The 23,966-nt window shown below is 70.9% G+C and carries 8 protein-coding genes; 6 read left to right on the top strand and 2 right to left on the bottom strand.

The features are described 5' to 3' along the window. Positions 1–37: 37 nt before the first annotated feature. Complete coding sequence (locus R5W23_RS16730; RefSeq protein ID WP_320687283.1) at positions 38–1,858, top strand: methyl-accepting chemotaxis protein; 1,821 nt, start codon at positions 38–40, stop codon at positions 1,856–1,858. Here R5W23_RS16730 and R5W23_RS16725 read toward each other — a convergent pair. Further along, on the bottom strand, positions 1,825–5,886 hold the full coding sequence (locus R5W23_RS16725) for a hybrid sensor histidine kinase/response regulator (protein ID WP_320687282.1): 4,062 nt from the start codon (positions 5,884–5,886) through the stop codon (positions 1,825–1,827). The genes R5W23_RS16730 and R5W23_RS16725 overlap by 34 nt on opposite strands. Before the next feature lie 277 nt (positions 5,887–6,163). Continuing rightward, a complete protein-coding gene (locus R5W23_RS16720; protein WP_320687281.1) occupies positions 6,164–7,873 on the bottom strand; it encodes a chemotaxis protein CheX in 1,710 nt (569 codons plus the stop codon). A 485-nt stretch (positions 7,874–8,358) separates the two neighbouring features. Here R5W23_RS16720 and R5W23_RS16715 point away from each other — a divergent pair, with 485 nt between their 5' ends. The 5 genes from R5W23_RS16715 to R5W23_RS16695 all read left to right on the top strand — a co-directional run bounded on the left by R5W23_RS16715 (position 8,359) and on the right by R5W23_RS16695 (position 23,937). After that, a complete protein-coding gene (locus R5W23_RS16715; protein ID WP_320687280.1) occupies positions 8,359–12,501 on the top strand; it encodes a leucine-rich repeat domain-containing protein in 4,143 nt (1,380 codons plus the stop codon). A gap of 91 nt (positions 12,502–12,592) precedes the next feature. Then, complete coding sequence (locus R5W23_RS16710; protein WP_320687279.1) at positions 12,593–13,006, top strand: cytidine deaminase; 414 nt, start codon at positions 12,593–12,595, stop codon at positions 13,004–13,006. A 132-nt stretch (positions 13,007–13,138) separates the two neighbouring features. Then, positions 13,139–21,643: a GH36-type glycosyl hydrolase domain-containing protein gene (locus tag R5W23_RS16705; protein WP_320687278.1), complete on the top strand. Its 8,505-nt coding sequence runs from the start codon at positions 13,139–13,141 to the stop codon at positions 21,641–21,643. 106 nt (positions 21,644–21,749) lie between these two features. After that, positions 21,750–21,947, top strand: coding sequence for a hypothetical protein (locus R5W23_RS16700; RefSeq protein ID WP_320687277.1), 198 nt, complete (start codon positions 21,750–21,752; stop codon positions 21,945–21,947). Positions 21,948–22,074: 127 nt separating this feature from the next. Next, entirely contained in the window at positions 22,075–23,937 is a 1,863-nt protein-coding gene (locus R5W23_RS16695) for an ABC transporter ATP-binding protein (RefSeq protein ID WP_320687276.1), read from the top strand. Positions 23,938–23,966: the final 29 nt, after the last annotated feature.

The raw sequence follows: 23,966 nt of genomic DNA, 5'->3' as shown, positions 1-23,966 counted from the left end.
CACAACAGGACCGGTGGACCTGACTCGCGAGGTTGGCATGGGGTTCTTCAGCCGTTTGTTCGGATGGGACCGGCCCGCACCAGCAGCCCGCGGGTTGCCCGCCGAGTTGCCGCGGCGCCTCTTGGCCGCCGTCAAGTTCAACGTCATGTTCTGCGACCCGCAGTCCGTGATCCGGTACGCCAACGCGGCCACCACCCAGACCCTCCGGCGCCTCGAACAGTACCTGTCGGTCCGCGCCGACGACATCGTCGGCCAGTCGATCGATGTCCTCCACCCGCGCCGCGCGGCCGATGCGGGCGCGGTCGGCGTCACACGCGCCCAACTCGGACCCGAGACGATCGAGCTCCGGACCGCCCCCCTGTACGACGAGTCGCGCGGCCTGTTGGGCACGGTGGTGAACTGGGAGGTGGTGACCGAGCGTGTCGCGCTGGAAACAGCGAACGCCGACTACCTGGGGCAGATCGCGGCCATTCGGAAGGCGATGGCGGTGATCGAGTTCAAACTCGACGGGACCATCGTTTCGGCCAACGACAACTTCCTGGGCGCGCTCGGGTACGCGGCGCCCGAGATCCAGGGGCGGCACCACCGCATGTTCGTGGAGCCGGCGTGCGCGGCGGGGGCCGAGTACCGGGAGTTCTGGGCCAAGCTGAACCGCGGGGAGTACGTGGCGAGCGAGTTCAAGCGGCTCGGTAAAGGTGGCAAAGAGGTGTGGATTCAGGCGTCATACAACCCGATCCTGGGCGCCGACGGCAAGCCGTACAAGGTGATCAAGTTCGCCACCGACATCACCGACCAGAAGCGCAAGGTGGGGGTGATTCTGGGGGCAGTCAGCCGGATGGCTGACGGGGACTTCGCCCAAACCATCCCACCCCTCGGCACCGACGACCTCGGACAGGTGGGCGGGGCCATCAACGAGGCGATCGTGTCGGTCCGGTCCGCACTGGACGGCGTGCGGGAGGTGTCCGAGCAGTTGGCCGATGCGTCCGGGCAGTTGGCCCACGCCAGCCAGGAGATTTCCGCTGGCGCCCAGGAGCAGGCGTCCAGTTTGGAGGAGACGGCCAGTACCTTGCAGCAGATCACCTCGACCGTGCGCCAGAGCGCCGACAACGCGCAGCAGGCCCGACAACTGGCGGGCGGGTCCAAAGAGGTGGCCGAGAAGGGTGGTCAGGTGGTGAGCGGCGCCGTGGGGGCGATGGGCGAGATCAACGGGTCGTCGAAGAAGATCGCTGACATCATTACGACAATCGACGAGATCGCGTTCCAGACCAACCTGCTGGCCCTGAACGCGGCGGTGGAGGCGGCCCGGGCCGGCGAGCAGGGGCGCGGGTTCGCCGTGGTTGCGTCCGAGGTCCGCAACCTGGCCCAGCGGGCTGCCACCGCGGCCAAAGAAATCAAAGCCCTGATTCAGGACTCGGTGAAAAAAGTGGACGCCGGCACCGAACTGGTGAACAAGTCGGGCGACACGCTGGCCGAGATCGTCACCAGCGTCAAGCGGGTCACCGACATCGTCACCGAGATGGCCGCCGCCAGCCGGGAGCAGTCGGCCGGCATCGAGCAGGTCAACAAGGCCGTCTCGCAGATGGACACCGTCATTCAACAGAACGCGGGCCAGACCGAGGAGCTGTCCGCGACGGCCCAGGCGCTGACGGACCAGGCGGCTCAACTCCGGGATCTGGTTGCGCGGTTCAAACTGAGCGCACCCGCGGGCCACGCGCCGAGCCGCCCGGCGCGGAAGCCGGCCCCCAAGCCGCGGCCCGCACCGGCCCGCGCCGTGAGCCGCGGGGCCGGTAGCGGGCGCGGCCGGGCGCGGGGGCACGAGCGGGATCAACCGGACGGCGAGGGGTTCACCGAGTTCTGAGCGGTTGCCGTCCGGCCCGCCTCGTCGGCCCCGGGGGCGGGGTCCGCGTGTCGCCGCGCGGCGACGGTCGCCAGGAGGGCCGTCAGCTCCTGGTGGTCCACCGGTTTTGTCAGGTGGTGGTCGAAGCCGGCCGCGCGCGTCTGCCGGCGGTCGGCCTCCGTTCCCCAACCGGTGACGGCCACGAGCAGCGCCCCGCGCCCCTCGGGCAGCTCCCGGATCGCGCGCGCCACGCCGCAGCCGTTCATCCCCGGCAGCCCGATGTCGAGGAGCACCGCGTCGGGGCGGAACGCGCGCACCTGGGCGAGCGCGCACGGGCCGTCGTGGGCCGCGGCGACGGTGTGCCCGTCACCCGACAGGACCCACGAGAAGCTCCGCGTGACCGCTTCGTTGTCGTCCACGACGAGGACCCGCAGCGGTCCGGCGGGCCGCGGGGGCGGTGCGGCGGGGGCCGGCGCGCTCGCCGCCGCGAGCGGGAGCCGCACGACGAACTCGGCCCCACCGCCCGGCCCCGCGCTGTGCGCGTCGATTGTCCCACCGTGCAACTCCACGACCTGCCGCGCCAGCGCCAGCCCGATGCCCAGCCCCCCCGGGGCTTGTTCCTGGAGCCGCCGCTCCTGGACGAACATGTCGAACACCCGGGGCAGCACGGCCGGGTCGATGCCGGCGCCGTTGTCGCGCACCCGGATCACCGCCTCGGTCCCGTCCCGGTCCAGCGTGAGCCACACGTTCCCGCCGGGCGGGGTGTACTTCGCCGCGTTCGTCAGGAGGTTCGATACGACTTGCGCGAGCCGGGCTGCGTCCCCGCGCACGAACACCGGCTCAGCGCAGAGCTCCGAGGACAGCCGGTGCCCCGCGGCGCGGATGTGCGGGGCGCTGGTCTCGACCGCCGTCCGGATCACGCCCCCGAGCGCGACCGCCTCGCACCGCAGCTCGACCGCGCCGCGCCGCACCCGGCTCAGGTCGGTCAGGTCGTCCACCAGCCGGGCGAGCAGCCGCACCTGTCCCGCGAGCAGCGCGCCGGCCTCCCGGAGCCGCGGGCCGTCGAGCCCGCCGGAGCCGAGGAGCTGGGCCACGTCGGCGACCGGGGCCAGCGGGTTCCGCAGCTCGTGCGCCAGGGTCGCCAGGAACGCATCCTTCTGGACGTCGGCCCGGAGCAGCGTGTCCTCGCGCCGCTTCTGCTCCTCAATGTCGGTGCTGGCCCCGAACCAGCGCCGGACCCCGGCCGGGGTGCCCACCGGCTTGGCGCGCGACAGGAACCAGCGGTACGCCCCGTCCGCGCGCCGCAGCCGCACCTGGACCTCGTACTCTTCGCCCCGCGCCCGCGCGCCGTGCCAGGACCGGAGATAGTGGTCCCGGTCGTCCGGGTGGATGACTTCCGCCCAGCTCCGGTCCCGCGTCTGGTCGGCCGTTCGTCCGGAGTACTCGCGCCACCGGGCGTTGACGTACTCGGGGCGCCCGTCGTCGTCGCTCACCCAGACGACGTGCGGGGACTCGTCGGCGAGGAGCCGGAACAGCTCCTTGCGGGCGCGGAGGTCGTCCTCGGCGCGCCGCCGGGCGGTGATGTCGATCGCGACCCCGCCGAGGGCGATGACGCGCCCGTCGGGGCCGGCGACGGGGAACCGCACGGTCGAGAAGTGGGTCGGCCCGTCCGGGGTCCGCACCGTCTCCTCCGACACCTGGGGGGCGCCGGCGCTGAGGGTGCGGCCGTCCCGTTCGGCGATGTGGCGCGCGAGGGGGGCCGGGAACGCTTCGGCCGGCGTCCGCCCGAGCACGTCCGCGGCGCGCGCCCCGAGGGCCGCTTCGCACCGCGGGTTGAACAGCAGGTACCGCCCGTCCACCCCGGTCATGAAGATCAGCGCCGGGCTGTGATCGACCAGCTTCTGGAGGACCGCCCGCGTCCGCTGGAGCTCCAGCTCGGCGGTTTTGCGCGCCGTCACGTCGGTGATGGTGCCGAGCATCCGCACCGGGCGCCCGTCGTCGGCGTACGCGGCGCGGCCCCGGGCTGCGACCCAGCGCCCGCCCCCGTTCGGGAACACCACCCGGAACTCGCACTCGAACAGGGCGCGGGTGGCGAGCGCCCGGCGGGCCGCCCCCCACACCCGCTCGCGGTCCTCGGCGTGGAGCACCCGGTTCACGCCGCTCGCGGTGCCGTCGAATCCCGCGCCCAGGTGCTGCGGCACGGGGACCTGATCCGATTGCCACGCGACGGTGCCGCCGACTAGGTCCCAGTTCCAGAGCCCCGTCGCCGATGCGTCCAGCGTGCGCCGCAGTTGCTCCTCGCTCTCCCGCAGCGCGTGCTCCGCCGCGAGCTGCGCGGTCACGTCCTGGGCCATGACGAGGCGCGCGGGCCGGCCGCGGAACTCGAGCGGGTGGGAGTAAATGTGGGCCCGGATCAGTTCCCCGCTCTTGAGCCGGTGGCGCCACACGCCCGAGTCGGCCAGCTTCCCGCCCGTGGCGGCGATCGCGCGGGCGAGCCGTGCCGCGTCCTCGGCGGGGCGGATGTCCCGAAGGGTCATCGTCAGGAACTCGTCCGCCGTGTAGCCGTACTTCGCCACCGCGGCCGGGTTGACCGCCAGGAACGCCAGCGTCTCCGTGTGGTACACCCACATCGGCAGCGGGTTGCACTCGAACAGCAGCCGGTAACTCTGCTCGCTCGCCCGGAGCGCTTCCTGGGCCGCGACCTGCGCGGTGATGTCCCGGGCGAGCGCGACGGCCAGGCGCCGCCCGCCGGCGGCGAACGGGCGGACCCGCAACTCGACGGGGAACTCCCGGCCGGACTTGTGCCGGTGCCGGCTCTCGAACACGATCGTTTCCCCGGCGTCTAACCGCTCGACGTTGCTCGCGAGCTGCTGCGGCGTGAGGTCCGGGTCGAACGCGAGCGGGGAGCGGCCGACCAGCTCCGCCCGCTCGTACCCGAGGGACGCGAGTGCCTGGCGGTTGACGTCCAGGACCGTGCCGCGGTCGTCGTGCAGGAAGAACGCGTCGGCGGCGTGGTCGGCGAACGCGCGGAACCGCTGCTCGCTGGCCCGCAACTCGTCCTCGGCGCGGCGCCGGTCCGTCACGTCGTGGCTCGTGACCACCACCAGCTCCGTGTCGCCCGCGGGGCCGGGCACGCGCGCCCCGCTGTACTGCATCACCCGCTCGAACGGCACGTCCGTGCGCCGCACCGACAGCTCGCACACGCCCACATCTTCGCCCCGCAACAGCCGGGCGAGGGGCCATTCGTCGAACCGCAGCGGCGCGCCGCCGACCGGCGACAGGACGAACGTGTCCCGGAGCGCGGCGACGTTCTGCCGTGCCTGTTCGACCTGCTCGTACCCGTGCATCCGCACCGCGGCGGGGTTGAAGTCGAGCAGGTTCCCGGCCCCGTCGGACACCACGACCCCGTCGGCGAGGTGGTCCAGCGCGGCGCGCAGGTACGCCGCGTTGCGTTCGGCCGCCTGTTGCGCTCGCTTTTGCTCGGTGAGGTCGCGCACGAGTACGATCGCGCCCGGCGGTTCGGGCGCGGCGGGCCAGGCCACCCGGCGCGCGGCGTAAACCCGCCCCGCGCCCCCCGGCACATCGACCGATTGGCCCGCGGGACCGCGCCGGCGCAGCCAGTCCGCGAGCCCGGCGGGCAGGCACGCGTCCGCCTCACGCCCCACCAACTCGCCCGGGGCGCGGCCGGCGAGCGCCGCGGCCTCGGCGTTCGCGAAGAGCACCCGCTCCCGGTGATCCAGGACGAACACCGCTTCGGCGGCCGCGTCGATGGCCCCGCGCAAGTACGCCGCCGCGCGTGCGGCGTCTCGCGCCTGCCGCCGGAGCAACTCGAACCCTAACGCCGCGGCCGTGCCCCCGAGGACGAGTCCCCCGGCGGCCCACTCCGCCGGCGGGAGCCGGCCCGCGTCGTCCGACGCGCACAACAGCCCGAGCAGGATCAGAACCGGGCATAGTTGGAGGGTGGCGCGCACGACCGACCGGTTCGCGGCCCCGAGCGGTGCCGCCGGGGGCGTGGTCCCGCGCTCGCCGCGCGCTCGCCGTTTGGTCATCTGAGGTCGTCAATGAGGCGTTAGGTGCGGGGGCGCGAGTTGCACCCCCACCTTTTGTTGAGGGTACGCGACCGTCCCGGTTCGCCTCAAGAGCCAAAAGAGGGACTGCCCGCAGGTGCCGCCAGGGTGACGTGTGGGAATCGGTCGGCGGTGCCGTGTTCTGTCCGTCGGTTCGCCGGGCGAGTGGCGCTTCGGGGGCTGACCGCCACATGCGCAGCGGCGGGGCCGGGCGCGCACCGTTTTAAGGTGCGCGCCCGGCCCCGCCGCTAGCGCGTGACTACTTCTTCGGCGCCGCTTCTTTGCGTGCCGGCAGTGCCAGGCGCAGCGTGTCGGCATCAACCGCCCAGGTGACGCTCGTTCCGTCCATGAGGACGTTGAGGAACTCGGGCAGCGTGAGGTGGTCGATCTCGATCGGCCCGACCGCCCACTTCAGTTGTGCGGCCACCTCGCCGCTCACCTGTACCTTCCAGCCGGCGGTGGCGGCCAGGGCGTTGAGCACCTCAAGGACCGGGCGCCGGGAGAGGGTTCCGCTCACCTGGAGCACCTTCGGCGCGCCGAGGGTGCGGTGCACCTCGAACGTGTCCCCGGCCGGGGGCGGCGGGGGCGGGGTCGCCGGCAGCCATTCGAGCCCGTTGGTCGGGCTGGCGGAGAGCAGGGGGCGGGCGCTCGCGTCCCGGGGCAGCGGTTTCGCCCCGGCCGCCTGTAGCGCGATCCGCGCTTGCAGGTGCTGGATGTCCTTGCGCACCGTCGTGCCGCGGAAGCCGGGGGCGCCGGACCGCAGCAGCGCGCGGTTCGTCAGCGCGCGGGCGATCACGTACGACCCGTCCTGCGTGGCGCACCGGGCCTGGCCGAGCAGCGCGACCACCGACGTGACCGTGTCCGGGTCCGCCTCGGCGCGCTGGTAGACCCCGACGGCCTCGCCCCAGCGGCCCTGCCCCTCGAGGCACAGGGCCTCGCGGAGCGTGAGCGCCGTCTCGCTCGGCTTGGGGTCCTTCTTCGCGGCCTTGAAGCACGCTTTCAGCGCGTCGTCGAACTGGTCGCTCCGGATCAGCTCGTCGACCTCCGCGGTCGGGGCTTTCGGCGCGGACGCGGCTTCGGCGTGCTCTGGGGGGGCGGCTTCGGGGGCCGGGCGGTGCGGGCCGCCGGCCGCAATGAGGCTGACCAGCCCGCCCCACCCGGCGCAAGCCAGCACCAGTACGAGCGGCATCATCCGGGAGCCGCCGCGCACGACGACCGGTTCCGCCGCCGGCCCGACCGGGAGGCCGGCGGCCCGGGCGGCGGCGTCGAGGGCGTCCTGCTCGGCCATCTGCCGCTCGGCCTCGGCCATCGCCGCGGCCCAGGCGTCTTGTGACGGGTCCGGCGCGGCGTGAGGTGCCGGCGCGGCCGCGGGCGCCGGGACGGGAGCCAGCGTGCCCACCGGCGGGGGCGTTACGGGCGGGTCCGAACCGCCCCACCGTGTGGCCGCCTCCGGGCTCTCCTCTTGGCCCGGCGGCGTCAGGGGCTTGGGCGTTGAGACCAGGTCGAACCAGCACCGGCCCGCCGGGCCCGAGAACACGAACCGCGTGGCTGCCGCGTCCGTGGGCATCATCATGGACACGTTGCTCCCGTGAACCGTCGTGGGGAGCGACATCCGGGCCTCGATCTTCTGTTTCGCCAGCCGGCCGACGACATCCCCGGCGATCACGTTCACGATCTCGCCGATCACGTCGCCCATGTCCGCGCTGTTGAACGGGATGTCGAACCCGGCGAACGTACGGGCGATCGCGACCGCGGCCTCCTCGGGGAACGCCAGCGCGAACGCCCACTGGATGTCGCCCACGAACGAGATGGTGCTCATGATGCCCGCCTGGTCGATGGCGTCATCAATCTGCGCGTCCGGGACGTGCGTGAGCCCGCACGAGCCGCCGAAGAAGGTGGCCGCGGCGCCCTCGACGGCCTCGCTCACGGCGGGCGGGAACGTGTTGGCTGTGGGTAGTGTTGCGACCATCGGTCTGTACTCGGTCGATGTCAGGAGCGGTGCGTCTAAGTGGCGCTTCGGTTCTGTGCGGCGAGCCGCGCTCGTTCGCCCGTGTCCCGTCGGCGCGTGCAGGTGTTAAGAGCATAAAATGCGAATCGCGGGTTAACAAATTGCTGCGGTTTGCGGCGCGGCCTCACAACCTCCGCTCGCACAACAAACTGGTGCCACGCGCCGGGGCTCCTCGCCCCCGGCGCGACAGTTTCCGTCTCAGGCGTAGGCGGGGCGTGAGATGAGATCGAACGCTCGTGCGCCGGCGCGAATTCGGCACTCGTGTACCGGGTTCCCGCCGAGCCAGAGAGAACAAAATTCTGCTGCGACCGGTGCGGCCGTGGAGGGCAGCACCGGTCGCGGTTGCGTGTGAAGGAGATTTTCATTGACCACGGCTACTAAATTCACACATTGACACGACCGCGGCGACACCGTGCTCGCCCGCCCGCCCGCTGGGAGTCCGCGCGATGAGCGTCTCGATCCGCTGCCCGAGCTGCCAACAGGAGCTCAAGATTCCCGGAACCGCGGTCGGCAAACGGTGCCGGTGCCCGCGTTGCAAGGAAACCTTCGTCGCACCCCGCGCGGCCCCCGGGCCGGACGAACGGCCCGAGGCCGAACCAGCCGCGAACGCCCCTCCCGGCGCCGCCGCGGAGCCGGCGGAAGAGCCGCGGGACCCGCGCCCGAAACGGGCCAAGAAGCCGTTCCCGGTGCGGCCGGCGTCGCAGGGCTTCCTGCGCCTCACGGTGCTGTTCGGCGGGCTGACCGCGGCGGTCGCGTGCGGTGTCGTTTTCTGGCTGTGGCAGCGCGAGCAGGCCGAGATCGCCGGCCCGGCGGCGATGCTTGCCGGGCTGATGCAGGGGGGCAACCAGCCGGACGTGGCCAGGAACCTCGCCCAGCTCGAGGCGCACCGGCGGGCGTACCCGTACATGTTGGTTGCGGCCGTCGCGGGTCTGGTCGGGGGGCTCCTCGGGCTGGCCCGGACCGGCCCCGCCGGCGGGCTGCTGATGCTCGCCGCGGTGATCCCGCCGGCCCTCCTTTGCCCGCCCACCCTGATCTTCACCTGCGGGCTGATTGTGGCGGGCGTCCTCGCCGTGATGATCGTGTCGTCGGCGTACGCCCGGCGCCGGGCCGAGCAGGCCGCTGCCGAACGGCGGCGCCCGCGGGTCAACGTGCTCGTGCTCCTGTGCTCGATCCTCGGGCTGCTGTTCTTCTGTGGGCACGCCGCGGTCATGGCGATCGCCCTGGCGGCCGCCGTGGACAGGCAAGAGGAAGCCGTTGCCAAACTCAAAAAGCCCGCCGGCCTCGCTCCAGGGGGCTTGAACCCCGGGGGCGGTAACGGGAACCCCGGCGGCGGCGACGCCAAGCCGCCAGAGGCGAAGGAGGTGCCCCTGGGCAACGCGCGCGAAGAGATCGCCGCCGCCGGCGCACGTACCAAGCTGGTAAAACTCGACCTCGGCCCGGCGGGCCTGGAGGCCACGCTCGACGCCCCCGAGGGGTGCCAGATCAAGGAGTCCTACGGCACGATCCAGGTGACGAAGGACGAGCGCTTCGGGCTCACCATTGACCTGGGCCGCGGGGGCCTGCGGCCCGCCCGCGACGCGCTCAACTTCGGCAGCGACACGATCGTGAACGACGCCGAACTGGTGTTCGCCAAGAATAAATGGGGCAGTGGTCACAACTTTACCGCCGTGAAGGTGCTCGGGCACCAGGACGTGACCGTCAAGAACTACTCCTGGGCGAACGGCAAATCGGTCGAGCACGGCCGGGCCGACTGCGTCCTGATGATCCGCTGCGCTCAGTCGCTGGTACTCAAGAGCCCGCCTCCGGCCGACCCGGCGGCGGCGCTGGCGCCGTACAAGGCTCCGCGCAGCGACGAGAAGGAGAAACCGGGCGAGTTGCGGTTAAACGACAAGGCCACTGACGCGACGCTCGCGCTCCTCTCGGCTCAACCGGAGACGGTGTCGCTCGACCTGAGCAACACAAAGGTAAGCGACGACGGCCTCGTCCACCTGTCGGTACTCACGAAGCTGGAGAAGCTCAACCTGGGCGGCCGGTCCCTCACCGACGCCGGGGCCGCGCACGTCGCCAAGCTGGGCACGCTCAAGGAACTCGACTTCGGGCGGAATTCGCTGACCGACGTGGGGGTGAAGGCGCTCGCGGCGCTGCCCGCGCTCGAGGTGCTCGACCTCAGCTCGAGCTGGTCCTCCGGCTTCAAAGGCTCGGCGCTCGCGCACCTGGCCGCCGCAAAGCACCTCAAGGTGCTCCGGCTCCGCGGGCAGGACATTGACGATGCGGCCCTGGCGAACCTGAAGGGCGCCACCACGTTGGTGGAACTGGACCTGGGATCGACGAAGGTGCTCGGGCCGGGGCTGGCCGACTTGCGCGCCCTGCCGAACCTGACGCGGCTGTCGCTGGCGGGCACCAAGATCAACGACTCGGGGCTGGGGAGCGTGGCCGGGCTGGTGCAACTTGAGGAGCTGGAGCTGCGGGACACGCAGTTGAGCGGCCAGGGCCTCAAGGCGCTGACCGGCATGACAAAGCTGCGGGTGCTGAAGCTCGACTCCACCAAGATCCCGGACGCGGGCGCCGCGCACCTCGCGGGGCTCACGAGCCTCGAAGAGCTGAACCTGAACGGCGTGCCCCTGACCGACGCGGGTGTCGCCCACCTCAAGGGGCTGAAGAACCTTCGGAAGCTGAACCTCGGCGGGACGGGCCTCACCGACGCCGGTTTGAAGCAGCTCGACGGGCTCGACGAACTCGACGAGCTGGTCCTGTGGGGCACGAAGGTGACCGACACGAACCGGCCGCGGAAGGTGAAGCCGCCGGTGGTCGGGAAACTCAAGCCGGCGGACCCGGCGGCGCTGGCGAAGCGGCTCGAGGCCCGGGTCGCGAACGGCGACGGCGACGGCCAGCTGATCGTGTCGCTGGTGTTCGACAAGGCGCGCCCGACGGACGCGGACCTCGCCGACCTGCGCGAGCTGAAAACCCTCAAGGTGCTGAACCTGGGTTACGGCAGCGAGGTGACCGACGCGGGGCTGTTCTACATCCGGAACCTGACCGCGCTGGAGGAACTGCACCTCGGGGGCACGCGGGTGCAGGGGGAGGGGCTGGTACACCTCGCGGGGTTGAAGAAGCTGCGCCGGCTCACGCTCCCCGGCACGTCCTTCACCGCGAAGGACCTCGCCCCGCTCGCCGCGCTGACGGAACTGGAAGAGTTCCAGTGCGACCTGAGCGGTGAAACCGAGCAGAAGCTCCAGACGCTTTCGGGGATGACGAAGTTGCGGACGCTGGCGCTGCCCGAGCGCGGCCTGACGGACACCGGGCTGGCGCACGTCGGCAAAATGACGGGGCTGGAAACGCTCACGGTCCCGAACTCCGGGGCGTGGCGCGCCGGCGACGCCGCGCTCGCCGCGCTCAAAGATCTGAAGAACCTCCGCGCGCTGTCCCTCCGCGGGGCCGCCGCGACCGGCCCCGGGTTCAAGCACATCGCCGGGCTGGCCAAGCTCGAATCGCTGTTCCTTGACGGCAGCGCGTTCGGGGACGAGGGCCTCGCGCAGGTCAAGTCCCTCGCCGGGCTGCGGACCCTGACGCTGGCGGGCACCAACGTCACCGACGCCGGGCTCGAGCACCTCGGCGGGCTCACCAACTTGGGCCACCTGAACGTGAGCGACACCCGCGTCACCGGGGCCGGGTTCGCGAAGCTCCCCCAGATGCCGAAGCTCGGCTCACTGGCCGCGGCCAACACGCCGTTCACCGACGATGGAATGAAGGCACTGGCCGCGTTCCCGAAGCTGCGCGTGCTCGAACTGGACCGCACCGACGTGACCGACACCGGTCTGGAGCACCTGAAGGGCTTGCCCGAGCTGAGCCGGCTGTCGCTGGCGCGCTCCCGGGTGCGCGGGACCGGGTTCGGTGCCGCGGGGGAGTTGCCCAAACTGGAATCCCTGGTCCTGACCGACAGCACCTTTTCCGATGCCGGGCTCGAGCACCTCGCGGGGATGAAGGCGCTCGTCGTGCTCGACCTCTCCGGCACCCCGGTTACGGGCGCCGGGTTCGCGAAGCTGAAGGGGCTGGAAGAGCTGAGCGAGCTGGTCCTGGCCGGTTCGCACCTCTCCGACGCCGGGCTGAAGGAAGTGGGCGAACTGGCCGCGTTGCGAGAACTGGTCCTGTCGCGCACGCGCATCACCGACGCCGGGCTCCCGGCGCTGAGCGGATTGACCAAGCTGAGCGGTTTGGTGCTCGACGGCACCGCGGTTACAGGTGCCGGGCTCAAGGACGTGAAGAAGCTCGACAAGGTCACGGTGATCAACCTGAGCCAGACGCGGGCCACCGGGGACGGCTTCGAGGCGCTCGTGAACTTCCCGAACCTGGAGTTCCTCCAACTCGACGGGACGTTCGTGACGGACGCGGGTGTGGCCCGTCTCAAAGGGCTCAAGAAGCTGGAGTCGCTCAACTTGGCCGGGACCCGGATCACCGACAAGGGGCTCGGCGCGCTGGCGGACGTGAAGTCACTGGGGAGTGTGTCCGCCTGGAACACGCAGGTGACCGCCGCCGGGGCCGCGAAGTTGCGCGAGGCGCTTCCGAACGCCCGCGTCCAGGTGGGTGAGTAGGCCCGTCGGGGTGAGCGGGCGGCTTGGATGGGCCACACCCTGCGCAGTGGGGGGGGCCCATCCAAGCCGCTAACACAACGCGAGAGAACGTATGACCCCTCTGAACGATTCGACGCTCGCGGAACTGGTTCGGTGCGCCCGGGCCGTTGCGGCGCGTGCCTACGCCCCGTACAGCCGGTTCCGGGTGGGGGCAGCGGTTCTCACCGGCGACGGGACCGTCTTTGACGGGTGTAACGTCGAGAACGCGTCCTACGGGCTCACGATCTGTGCCGAGCGAAACGCCCTGTTTCAGATGGTCGGGAGCGGGCGGACAGACGTTGCGGCGGTCGTGATCTACACCCCCACGCCTGAACCCACGGCCCCTTGCGGGGCGTGCCGGCAAGTGATTAACGAGTTCGGGCCGAACGCGCTCGTCGTGAGCGTGTGCGACGGCCCCGGCGTCATCACGCGGCGGCTGGCCGAACTGCTTCCCGGTGCATTCGGCCCGGAGAACCTCGGCTCGTAGTCACGCACGTTTACCTGATCACGTTGTTCAGCCCGTTCATGCCCGGTGCCGGCGCAGTGCTTTCGCACATGGAGCACACGGCACCCGATTTGCTTCCCGGTCAGTTCTCGACACGGGGAGAATCGCGCGCGCATGGAACGGTCATTATCGAGCAAACGACACGACCCCTCTCCTCAAGTACCGACTACTGAACCGTTTCGCGGCGATCTGCTCGGACCGGACCGCCTCGCGGATCTGGCCCGCTCGCTCGCCGCGTTACCGGCGCATGTGAACCCGGGTTCGCACGCGCTGCTGGCCCGGCTTCGCGACAACGCCGTAGTGCTCCGCGCCGCGCGGGACGCCGCGGCCGAGGCTGCCCGCGCCGAGCCGCTTATGCCGGATGCGGAGTGGCTGCTCGACAACTTCTTTGTGATCGAGGACGTGCTCCGCGAGGTGCGCACCGACCTCCCGCGCGGCTACGCCGACGAACTGCCCGTGGCCGCGGACGGGCCGCACCGCGGGTATCCACGGGTCTACGCGCTCGCGGTCGAACTGGTCACGCACACCGACAGCCACCTCGACGACGGCCAACTCCTCCGGTTCGTTCGCGCGTACCAGGAGGCCGCTCCGCTCACCACCGGCGAGTTGTGGGCGGTGCCGATCATGCTCCGGCTCGCCCTGATCGAGAACCTGCGCCGGCTCGCCGACCAGATGCTCCGCACCCGCACCGAGCGGGCGCGGGCGGTCGAATGGGTCGGTCGGACCGAGACCGGGGCCAACCGGCCACTCCCGGAAGGCAGCTCCGATGCGTTCCTGGTCGGCTGGCACCAGGCCGTGCGCGACCTCAGCGAAACGAACCCGGGAATCTCGGACGTGCCCGGCGACCTGAGCGAGGTGCTGCGCCGCGAGCACCGGCGGCAGGCGGCGAACCAGGTGTCGGTCGGGAACTGCGTCACCAGCCTGCGCCTGCTGAACGCGATCGACTGGGGGCAGTTCTTCGAGCACGCGAGTCTGGTCGAGGAGGTGCTCCGCGCCGAGCCGACGGGCGTGTACCGCCACCAGGACGCGGCCACCCGCGACCGCTACCGGCAGGCCGTGGAGCAACTCGCCAAGGCGGCCCGGCGCGACGAGGCGGACGTCGCGCGGCACGCGCTCGCCCGGGCCGCGCAGGGGGCCTCCCCGCGCGAGCGGCACCTCGGGTACTACCTCGTTGCGGAGGGACGCGGCGCGTTCGCCCGCACGCTGGGGTGCCGGTTCAAGTTCCGCGACCGGTGGCGCGCACTTCTGACGGACCGTCCGAATCTGACGTATTTCGGCGGGCTGACGCTGATAACGGTGTCGCTGGTCGCTCTCGCCATCGGACTCGCGGCCCTCGTTACGTCGTCGGTGTGGTTGCTCGTGCTGGTCGGGCTCGCGGTTCTGCTTCCCGCGAGCGAGGTCGCGGTTGCGGTGGTGAACGCGGCGGTGTGCCGGGTGCTCCCGCCGCGGGTACTGCCGAAGCTCGATTTCAATTCCGGCGTGCCGGCCGAGTGGCGCACCATCGTCGTTATCCCGGGGATGCTGACGAAACCGGAAAGCGCGGCGGCACTCTGCGAGCGGTTGGAGCTTCACTACCTGGCGAACCCGGACCCGCAGTTCCGCTTCGCACTGCTCACCGACTGGGCCGACGCCCCCACGGAAACGACTCCGAACGACGCCGCGCTGGTCAAAGTTGCGGCCGACGGGATTCGGAAGCTGAACGAGCGGCACGCCCGCGGGAAGCCCGATGTCTTCTACCTTTTTCACCGCAAGCGCCAGCTCAACGTGTCCGAAGGCGCGTGGATGGGGTGGGAGCGCAAGCGCGGGAAGCTCGACGAGTTCAACCGCCTGTTGAAGGGGGACACGAGCACCAGTTACACGGTTCAGACCGGCGACGCGGCCGTGATCGAGGCCCGGTTCGTACTTACGCTGGACGCGGACACGGTGCTGCCGCGCGACGCCGCCCGGCGGCTCGTCGCGACGCTGGCGCACCCGCTCAACCGGCCCGTGCTGTCCGCCGACGGGCGCCGGGTGGTCGCGGGGTACGGCATCCTTCAACCGCGCGTCAGTTTCCTCTACAAGACCGGCCTGCGCTCGCTGTTCGCCCGCATCTTCGCCGGCTCGGCGGGCATCGACCCGTACTCGAGTGCGTCGTCGGACGTGTACCAGGACCTGTTCGGGTGGGGCACGTTCACCGGTAAGGGGCTGTACGACCTGGACGCGTTCCACGCGACCGCCGGGCACGCGTTCCCGGAGAACAGCATTCTGAGCCACGACCTGATCGAGTCGAACTACGCCCGGTGCGGGCTGGTCACGGACGTGGAGGTGTTCGACGACTTCCCCGCGAAGTACCACGCCTACGCGAAGCGCGAGCACCGGTGGGTGCGCGGCGACTGGCAACTGCTCCCGTGGCTCGGGCTCACCGTTCCGACCGCCGACGGGCGCAAACCGAACGTGCTCACGCTGCTGGGCCGCTGGAAGGTGCTCGACAACCTCCGGCGCAGCTTGATGTCGGCCGCGTTGGTGGCGCTCCTCGCTTTGGGGTGGACCGCGCTTCCCGGGGCGGCGTGGGCGTGGTCGCTCGCGGTGCTCGCGGTGCTCGCGGTGCCGCTGCTGCTCCAACTCGTTCTCCAAGGGCTTGATTTCGTATCGAGCCGGACGCCGGGCGCGGTGCTCCGCGGCGCGCGACAGAACCTGCCCGCGACGTTCTGGCAACTGGTGCTGGCCGCTGTGTTCCTGCCGAACCAAGCGTCGCTCGCGCTCGACGCCGTGGGGCGGACGCTGCGGCGGCTGTTCGTCACCCGGCGGCAGATGCTCGAGTGGGAAACGGCGGCCGCGGCCGAGGCGCGTCTCGGGAGCGGGCTGCAACAGTTCGTTCGGTCGATGTGGCAGGCGTTGGCGCTCGCGGTGGGACTTGCCGCACTGGTCGCGTGGACGAGTCCGGGGGCGCTGTGGGCCGCGGGGCCGTGGCTGGTCGCGTGGGCGCTGTCGCCGGTGGTCGCGTGGCTGGTGAGCCGGCCGCTGAAGGACGCCGAGGCGCCGCTGGCGGCGGCGGATGAAGCGGAGTTGCGCCGCACCGCGCGCAAGACGTGGCGGTTCTTCGAGACGTTCGTCACCGCCGAGGACAACTGGCTCCCGCCCGACAACTACCAGGAGGACCCGCGCGGGGTAGTGGCCCACCGCACGTCCCCCACCAACAAGGGGCTCTTGCTCCTATCGACGCTGTCCGCACACGATCTCGGGTACGCAACGCTGACCGAACTCGTGACACGGGTGTCCAACACCTTCGACACGCTCGACCGGATGGAGCGGTTCCGCGGCCACTTCCTGAACTGGTACGAAACCACCACGCTCCGCCCGCTCCCGCCGGACTACGTGTCCACCGTGGACAGCGGGAACCTGCTCGGCTGTTTGCTGGCGGTGAAGAACGGGCTGTGGGCAAAGGCCGATGAGGTGGTCCCGTCGCCGGCGGCCCCGCGCGGGCTGCTCGACACGCTGAACCTGGCGGCTGAGAACCTGCCCGCCGGTGCGGCCGACGCGTTGCGCACGCACCTGGCGACGGCGCCCGCTTCCTTGCTCGCGTGGGCCGACTGGCTCGAAGGGGCCGACAAGCTCGCCCGCTCGCTCTCGAGCCTGCAAGGCGCGGGCGCGTGGGGGCCGGCACTGGTCGCGCAGATTCAGGCGCTCCGGGTGGAACTGGAGACGGTGTGCCCGTGGCTGCCGGCGCTCCGGGCACTTTCGCCCGGCGAACGGGGCGCGGCTCCACTCGGCGAACTCGACACCCCGAACAGCCCGCGGCACTGGGCGAAACGGCTCCCCGCTTTGCGGGCCGAACTGGAGTCCCGTTCCGTTGCGGGACCGCTGTTTGAATCTTTGGGGCAGTCACGCGCGGCCGATCTGATCGCGCGGCTGGAGGAGGCCGCGGCCCGGGCCGAGCGGTTCGCGGACGCGATGGACTTCGGGTTCCTGTACAACGATTCCCGGCACCTCTTCAGCATCGGTTACAACGTCCCGCTCGAGCGGCTCGATTCGGCGCACTACGACCTGCTCGCGTCGGAGGCCGCGCTCACGAGCTTCCTCGCGGTCGCGCGGGGCGTGGTGCCGCGGAAACACTGGTTCCAGCTCGGCCGCCTGGTCACGACCGCGGGCGGCGCCCCGGGGCTGATCTCGTGGGGCGGGACCATGTTCGAGTACCTGATGCCGCGGCTGCTCCTCGCGCCGCCGCGGGGAACGATGCTCGACGTGGCGCACCACGCGACCGTCGCGCGGCACATTGAGTACGGGGTGGAGACCGGCACCCCGTGGGGGGTGTCGGAGTCCGGGTTCGCGGTCGTCAGCGCGGAGGGCGACTATCAGTATCAGTCGTTCGGCGTGCCCGGGATGGGGCTCAAGCGCGGGCTGGGGAAGGACCTCGTCGTCGCGCCGTACGCAACCCTTCTGGCGACGATGGTCGATGCCACCGCCGCGATCGGCAACTTCACGATGCTCCGCGGGGCGGGTGGGGAAGGGGAGTACGGGTTTTACGAGGCGATCGACTTCACCCGCGATCGGCTCAAGAAGGGCGAGCGGTGGCGGGTGGTGAAGTCGTACATGGCGCACCACCAGGGGATGGGGCTGTGCGCGATCACCAACCGCCTGCTGGGCGACGTTCACTGCCGCCGGCTTCACGCCGAACCGGCGGTGCGGGCGGTCGAACTGCTGCTTCAGGAGCGGGTGCCGCTCGACGCCCCCGAGGTGCGCGCCCCGGACACCGAGACGGAGGGAGCAACCCCGGCCACGGCCGCGTCCGAGGTGAGCCGCCGGCTCACGACGGCCGCCACCCCGGCGCCGCGGTGCCAGTTGCTCTCGAACGGGCAGTACACGGTTCTCGTGACGAACGCCGGAGGCGGGTTCAGCTCCCGGCGCGGGCTGGCGGTGAACAAGTGGCGCACGGACCCGACCCGCGACCCGCACGGCTCGTTCGTGTACGTGCGCGACCCGGCGACGGGCGTGGAGTGGTCCGCGGGGCACCAGCCGCTGTGTACGCCGGCCGATTATTACGAGGTCATTTTCTCGGCGGATAAGGCCGAGCTGCGGCGCCGCGACGGGTTCATCGAAACGCAGACGGAAGTGGTCGTGGCGCCCGACCACGACGCCGAGGTGCGCCGGGTGACGCTCGTCAACCACGACGCCCGGCCCCGCGCGCTCGATGTCACCAGCCTTGTGGAGGTGGTGCTGAACGACCAGCGCGCGGACCTCGCGCACCCGGCGTTCGGGAAGCTGTTCCTTGAAACGGAATGGGTGCCGCAGTACGACGCCCTTGTGTGCCGCCGGCGCCCGCGAGCGCCGAGCCAGAAGCCGGTGTTCGCGGTTCACCTGGTGGCCGCCGACGAGCACGCGGGCCGCGCCACCGAGCACGAAACGGACCGCGCGAAGTTCCTCGGCCGGCGCCGCGGGCCGGGCGAGCCCGAGGCGCTGACGAAGCGGCTGTCGGGCACCGTGGGGTCGGTACTCGACCCGGTGTTCGCGCTCCGCAAAACCGTTCGCATCCCCGCGGGCGGGCGGGCGACGCTGGCGTTCGTCACCGCGGTGGCCGACACCCGCGAGGCGGCCCTGGCGCTGGCGGACCACTACCACGCGCTGCCCGCCGCCGACCGCGCGTTCGATCTCGCCTGGGCGCACAGCCGGGTCGAGCTGCGGCACCTCGGCATCACGGCCGCCGATTCGCACGTGTTCCAGCGGCTCGCCGGGCACGTCCTGTTCCCGCCCGCCGCGCTGCGTTCGGTCGCCGCGCTACGTGAGAACCGGTTCGGCCAGCCGGGCCTGTGGCGGTCGGGCATCTCGGGCGACGTGCCGATCGTCGCCGTGTGCGTGTCCGATGGGGACGGCATGCCCCTGGCGCGACAGGCGCTCAAGGCGCACGCGTTCTGGCGCGGGCGCGGGTTCGCGGTGGACCTGGTGCTGCTCGCCGACCGCCCTGCGAGCTACCGCGAGGAGCTGTACCAGGACCTCGCCGCGCTGGCCCGCGCCAGCGACAGCCGCGACGTGATCGACCGCCCGGGCGGGGTGTTCGTTCGCAAGGTCCAGCCCGGCAGCGAGGACCGCACGCTGATCCTGGCTGCCGCGCGGGTGGTGCTGTACGGCGACCGCGGCACGCTCGCGGACCAGATCGACGCCGTCGCCCGCGGCAGCAAGCTCCCGGCCGACCTCGTGCCAACTCGCGCCGGCGAACCGAACGTGACCGAGTGCAGCGCCGAAGAGGGGTTGCGCTTCTTCAACGGTACGGGCGGGTTCAGCCCCGACGGGCGCGAGTACGTCGTCATCGGCACGCCCCCGGCGCCGTGGATCAACGTGATCGCGAATCCGGTGGTGGGGTGCCTTGCGACCGACGCCGGCCCGGGAGCGACGTGGGCCGGTAACAGCCAGTCGAACCGCCTCACGCCGTGGGCGAACGACCCCGTCACCGATCCGCCGGTCGAGGTGGTCTACCTGCGCGACGAGGAAACCGGGCACTCCTGGAGCGCCACCGCGCGCCCGTGCGGCGGCCCGACCGAGACGCGCCACGGCCACGGGTACACGACCTACACCGCCGACCGCGACGGGCTCGGTACCGAGCTGACGCTGTTCGTGCCGGTCGCGGACCCGGTGAAGGTGTTGCGCCTCAAAGTCACCAACCGCGCCGGCCGCGCGCGCCGGCTGTCGGCCGCACTGTTCGCGGACTGGGTGCTCGGGACCAACCGCGAACACACCGCAACGCACGTCGTTACCGAGGTCGATCCGAACTCCGGCACCCTCCTGGCTCGGTGCGCTTTTAACGAGGATTTCGGTTCAGCGGTCGCGTTCGCGGACGTGAGCTTGCGGCCCCGCACGCTGACCGGCGACCGGACCGAGTTCCTGGGCCGGAACCGCTCGCCGGGGAGCCCCGCGGCGCTGCGGCGCGTCGGCCTGAGCGACCTCACCGGGCCGGCGCTCGACCCGTGCGCCGCCCTCCTGGGGCGGTTCGAGTTGGCCGCCGACGGCACGGCAGAAATCGTGTTCGTTATGGGCCAAGCAGGCGACGCGGCGACCGCGGCGAAGCTCGCGACCGAGTACCGCGATCCGGCGCGGGCGGAGCGGGCGCTGCGCGAGGTGGTTGCCGCGTGGGAGCGTCGGCTTTCAACGGTGCGGGTGCGCACGCCCGAACCCGGGCTCGACGTTCTGGTGAACGGGTGGCTGCCGTATCAAGTGTTGGCGTGCCGGTTCTGGGGGCGAACCGCGCTGTACCAGTCCGGCGGCGCGTACGGGTTCCGCGACCAACTTCAGGACGCGATGGCACTGCTGTACGCCGAACCCGTCCAGGCGCGGGAGCAGATCCTGCGGGCCGCCGCGCACCAGTTCCCGGAAGGCGACGTGTTGCACTGGTGGCACCCGCCGACCGGGCGCGGCGTCCGCACCCGCTTCTCCGACGACTTCCTGTGGCTTCCGTATGCCGTGGCACAGTACGTCGCGGTAACGAACGACACGACCGTGCTGACCGAAGAGGTGCCGTTCCTACGCGGCCCCGCGCTGAAGGCCGAGGAGCAAGAAGAGTACTTCCAGCCGACCGTGTCCGAGCAGGCCGCACCGATTTTCGAGCACTGCCTGCGGGCGCTGGCGCACGGCTGGAAGCTCGGCCCGCACGGGCTCCCACTGATGGGATGCGGCGACTGGAACGACGGCATGAACCTTGTCGGCGCCGGCGGCACGGGTGAGAGCGTGTGGGTGGCGTGGTTCCAGATCCTCGTGCGGAAGCAGTTTGCTGAACTGGCCGCAGGGCACGGCGACCCCGACACGTCGCGCCGCCTCGCGGCGGAGGCCGAGCAGCTTCGGGGCGCGGTGGAGAAGCACGCCTGGGACGGCGACTGGTACTTGCGGGCGTGGTTCGACGACGGCACCCCGCTCGGGGCACGCGCGAACGACGAGTGCCGCATCGACTCGCTCGGGCAGTCGTGGGCCGTGCTGTCCGGTGCCGGCGACCCGGATCGCGCCCGGCGCGGGGTGAACGCCGCGCTGGAGCATCTTGTAGACCGTGACGCGCGGCTGGTGAAGCTGTTCGCGCCGCCGTTCGACCGCGGTGCGCTCGAGCCCGGGTACATCAAGGGCTACGTCCCCGGCATCCGCGAGAACGGCGGGCAGTACACGCACGCGGCCATCTGGCTCGTTCAGGCGCTGGCCGGTCTCGGGCGCGGGACCGAAGCGGTTGCGCTGTGGAACATGCTGAACCCGCTCGCGCACACCACGACCCCCGAGAGCGTGGAGCGGTACAAAGTGGAGCCGTATGTGGTCGCGGCGGACGTGTACGGCGTTCCCCCACACGTCGGGCGCGGCGGGTGGACGTGGTACACCGGTTCTGCGGCGTGGCTCTACCGCGCCGCGCTAGAAACCATCCTCGGGTTCACCAAACGCGGCGACCGGCTCTCATTCAACCCCCGTGTTCCGTCGGAGTGGAGTGCGTTCGAGATCGAGTACCGACACGGCAGCTCGATGTACCGGTGCCGTATCGAGAATCCTGATAAGGCCGAATCCGGAGTTCGCGAGGTGTGGCTGGACGGCACGCAACTTCCCGAACTCGCGATTCTGCTGCGCGACGACGGCCGAGAGCACGCCGTTCGTGTTGTCCTGGGGGCAAAAAGTGCCAACTAACTAGGCACTTGTGAACAGTTGGAAGGATCGTGCGCTCCTTGACTTGTTTGGCGCGCCATCTGCTTTACGCAGGGCGACCTCTCCGGTCACCTTAGTGAGGAACGCTGTGAACAACGCCAAACCGACTTTCGACCGTCAATCCCAAGCCGAGGTCGCCCGCGCAGAAGAGGAAACGCTGATCCTTGACTACCGGGCCGAGCTGTCACCGTCGCAGATGGTCGAGCAGAAGTTGATGAGCCGGCTCAAGGCGTCGCCGCTGATGGTGAGTCAGATCCAGCGCCGGCTCAAACCCGGCCCGCGCTAGGGCCGGGGCTTCGTTCCCAGTTCGACACCTCTCCGAACGTTGCTCTGATCACCGCTTCCGCACGGGGCGGTGATTTTTCTCGCGCCTCCGGGGCCTGCCGCTCGGGGCACGCACATCGAGGATCGCAATGGCTGGCAAACCGAACCCTGCCGTCGCCCGGTTCAGTACCGAGGTCCGGGAGCTGTTCGAGACCGCCCGCAAGACGTGGCGGATGTTATCGAAGTCGCACCGGGCGGCGCTGCTCGGGGCGGTCGCGGTGATGGCGATCGGGGGCATTGCCGCCACGGCGCTGCCGCTCCTCTCGGGGCGGCTCGTCGACCGGGTGGCACAGGGCGTCACGGGCGACGAGCCGAAGGCCGCGGTGCTCGAAGCGGTCGCGCTCCTGCTGGGCGGGATCGCCATCCTCGTGTTCCTGCGGGAACTGCTCCAGGTGCTGCGGCGCTTTCTGGTGGAGAACACCTGCACCCGGATCGAGCGGCACACGAGCGTGAAGGTGATTTCGCACCTGATGCAGGCGGACCTGTCGGGCCTGACGCACGAAAAGGTTGGTGCCCTGCACGGTAAAATCTTCCGGTCGGTCGGCGGGTTCATGCGCCTCTTGCGGCTCTCGTTCCTGGATTTCTTTCCGGCGGTGGTGGTGGGCGTGTTCGCGATCGGCACGGCGATCTGGAAGCAGCCGTGGCTCGGGCTGGCGATGCTCGGCGTGATACCGGTTTCGATGAGCCTCACCGTGTGGCAACTGATGTCGCAGAAGCGGGTCCGCCTGAAGCTGCTGCGCGTCAACGAGGAGATGGACGGCACGGTGGTGGAACTGCTCGGGGGCCTGGATTACGTGCGGGTGGCGAACGCGCACGCGCACGAGCTGCGGCGGGTCGCGAAGGCCGCCGAGCAGAAGCGGTCCAAGGAGCTGAGGCACCACGTCGCGATGTCGTTCTTCGGCGCGGGCAAGGCGATGGTGGAAGGGCTGTTCCACGTCGGGGTGTTGGCGCTCGCCGCTTACCTGGCGATCAACAGGCACATCAGCTTCGGCGACATCCTCACGTTCTCGATGCTCTACCTGAGCGCGATGGCCCCGCTCAACGAGATCCACCGCGTGCTCGACGAGGGGCACGAGGCGAGCCTGCGCGTGCTCGACTTGCAGGAGCTGCTGTCGCTGCCGGTGGACGCCTCGTTCCGGACGCCGACGCACACCGAGCCGCGACTGAACGACACGGTCGCGGTGGTGCGGGTCGAGAACCTGCGCGTCGATTACACGCTCCCGGACGGCCGCCCGGCACCGGCGCTGCGCGGCATCGACCTCACCATCAGCCCGGGCGAGACGATCGGGGTTGCGGGCAAATCGGGGTGCGGGAAATCGACGTGGCTGAAGGTGCTGATGCGGCTCCTGCACCCGCGTGAGGGGCGCGTGTCACTGATGGGCGTCCCGCTCGAAGAGGTGTCGCGCGAGACCATCAGCCACCTGATCGGGTACGTCGGCCAGAACCCGTTCATCTTCAGCGGCACGATCGAGGAGAACATCACCTACGGGTGCCAGCGATGCCTGCCGGAGGACATCGTGCGGGCCGCGAAGATGGCCTGCATCCACGACGAGATCGCGGCGATGCCCGACGGGTACAAGTCGGCCGTGGCGGAGCGGGGCGCGAACCTCTCGGGCGGGCAGCGGCAGCGGATCGCGCTGGCCCGCGTGTTCCTCCAGAACCCGCCGATCCTCGTCCTCGACGAGGCGACCAGCGCCCTGGACACGATTTCCGAGCGCCGGGTCCAGCAGGCGATCGGCACCGCGACCCGCGACCGGACGGTGATTATGGTCGCGCACCGGCTCAGCACGTTCGCGGACGCCGACCGCATCTTCGTGTTCGACGACGGTCAACTCGTCGAAACCGGGGCCTACAACGAGCTGATCGCACGGGACGGCATGTTCGCCGAACTAGTCCGCGCGGCGCAATCCGGGAAGACGGAGATGCACTCACCGGTGCCCGCCGGGGCGTGATTCCGCCGCACCACCGACGGTTCATGCAG

The sequence above is a fragment of the Gemmata algarum genome (assembly GCF_034097035.1).
Classification (GTDB): Bacteria; Planctomycetota; Planctomycetia; order Gemmatales; family Gemmataceae; genus Gemmata; species Gemmata algarum.
Note: the sequence above shows the minus strand (reverse complement) of the source record. Positions and strands in the feature narration are given on the sequence as shown.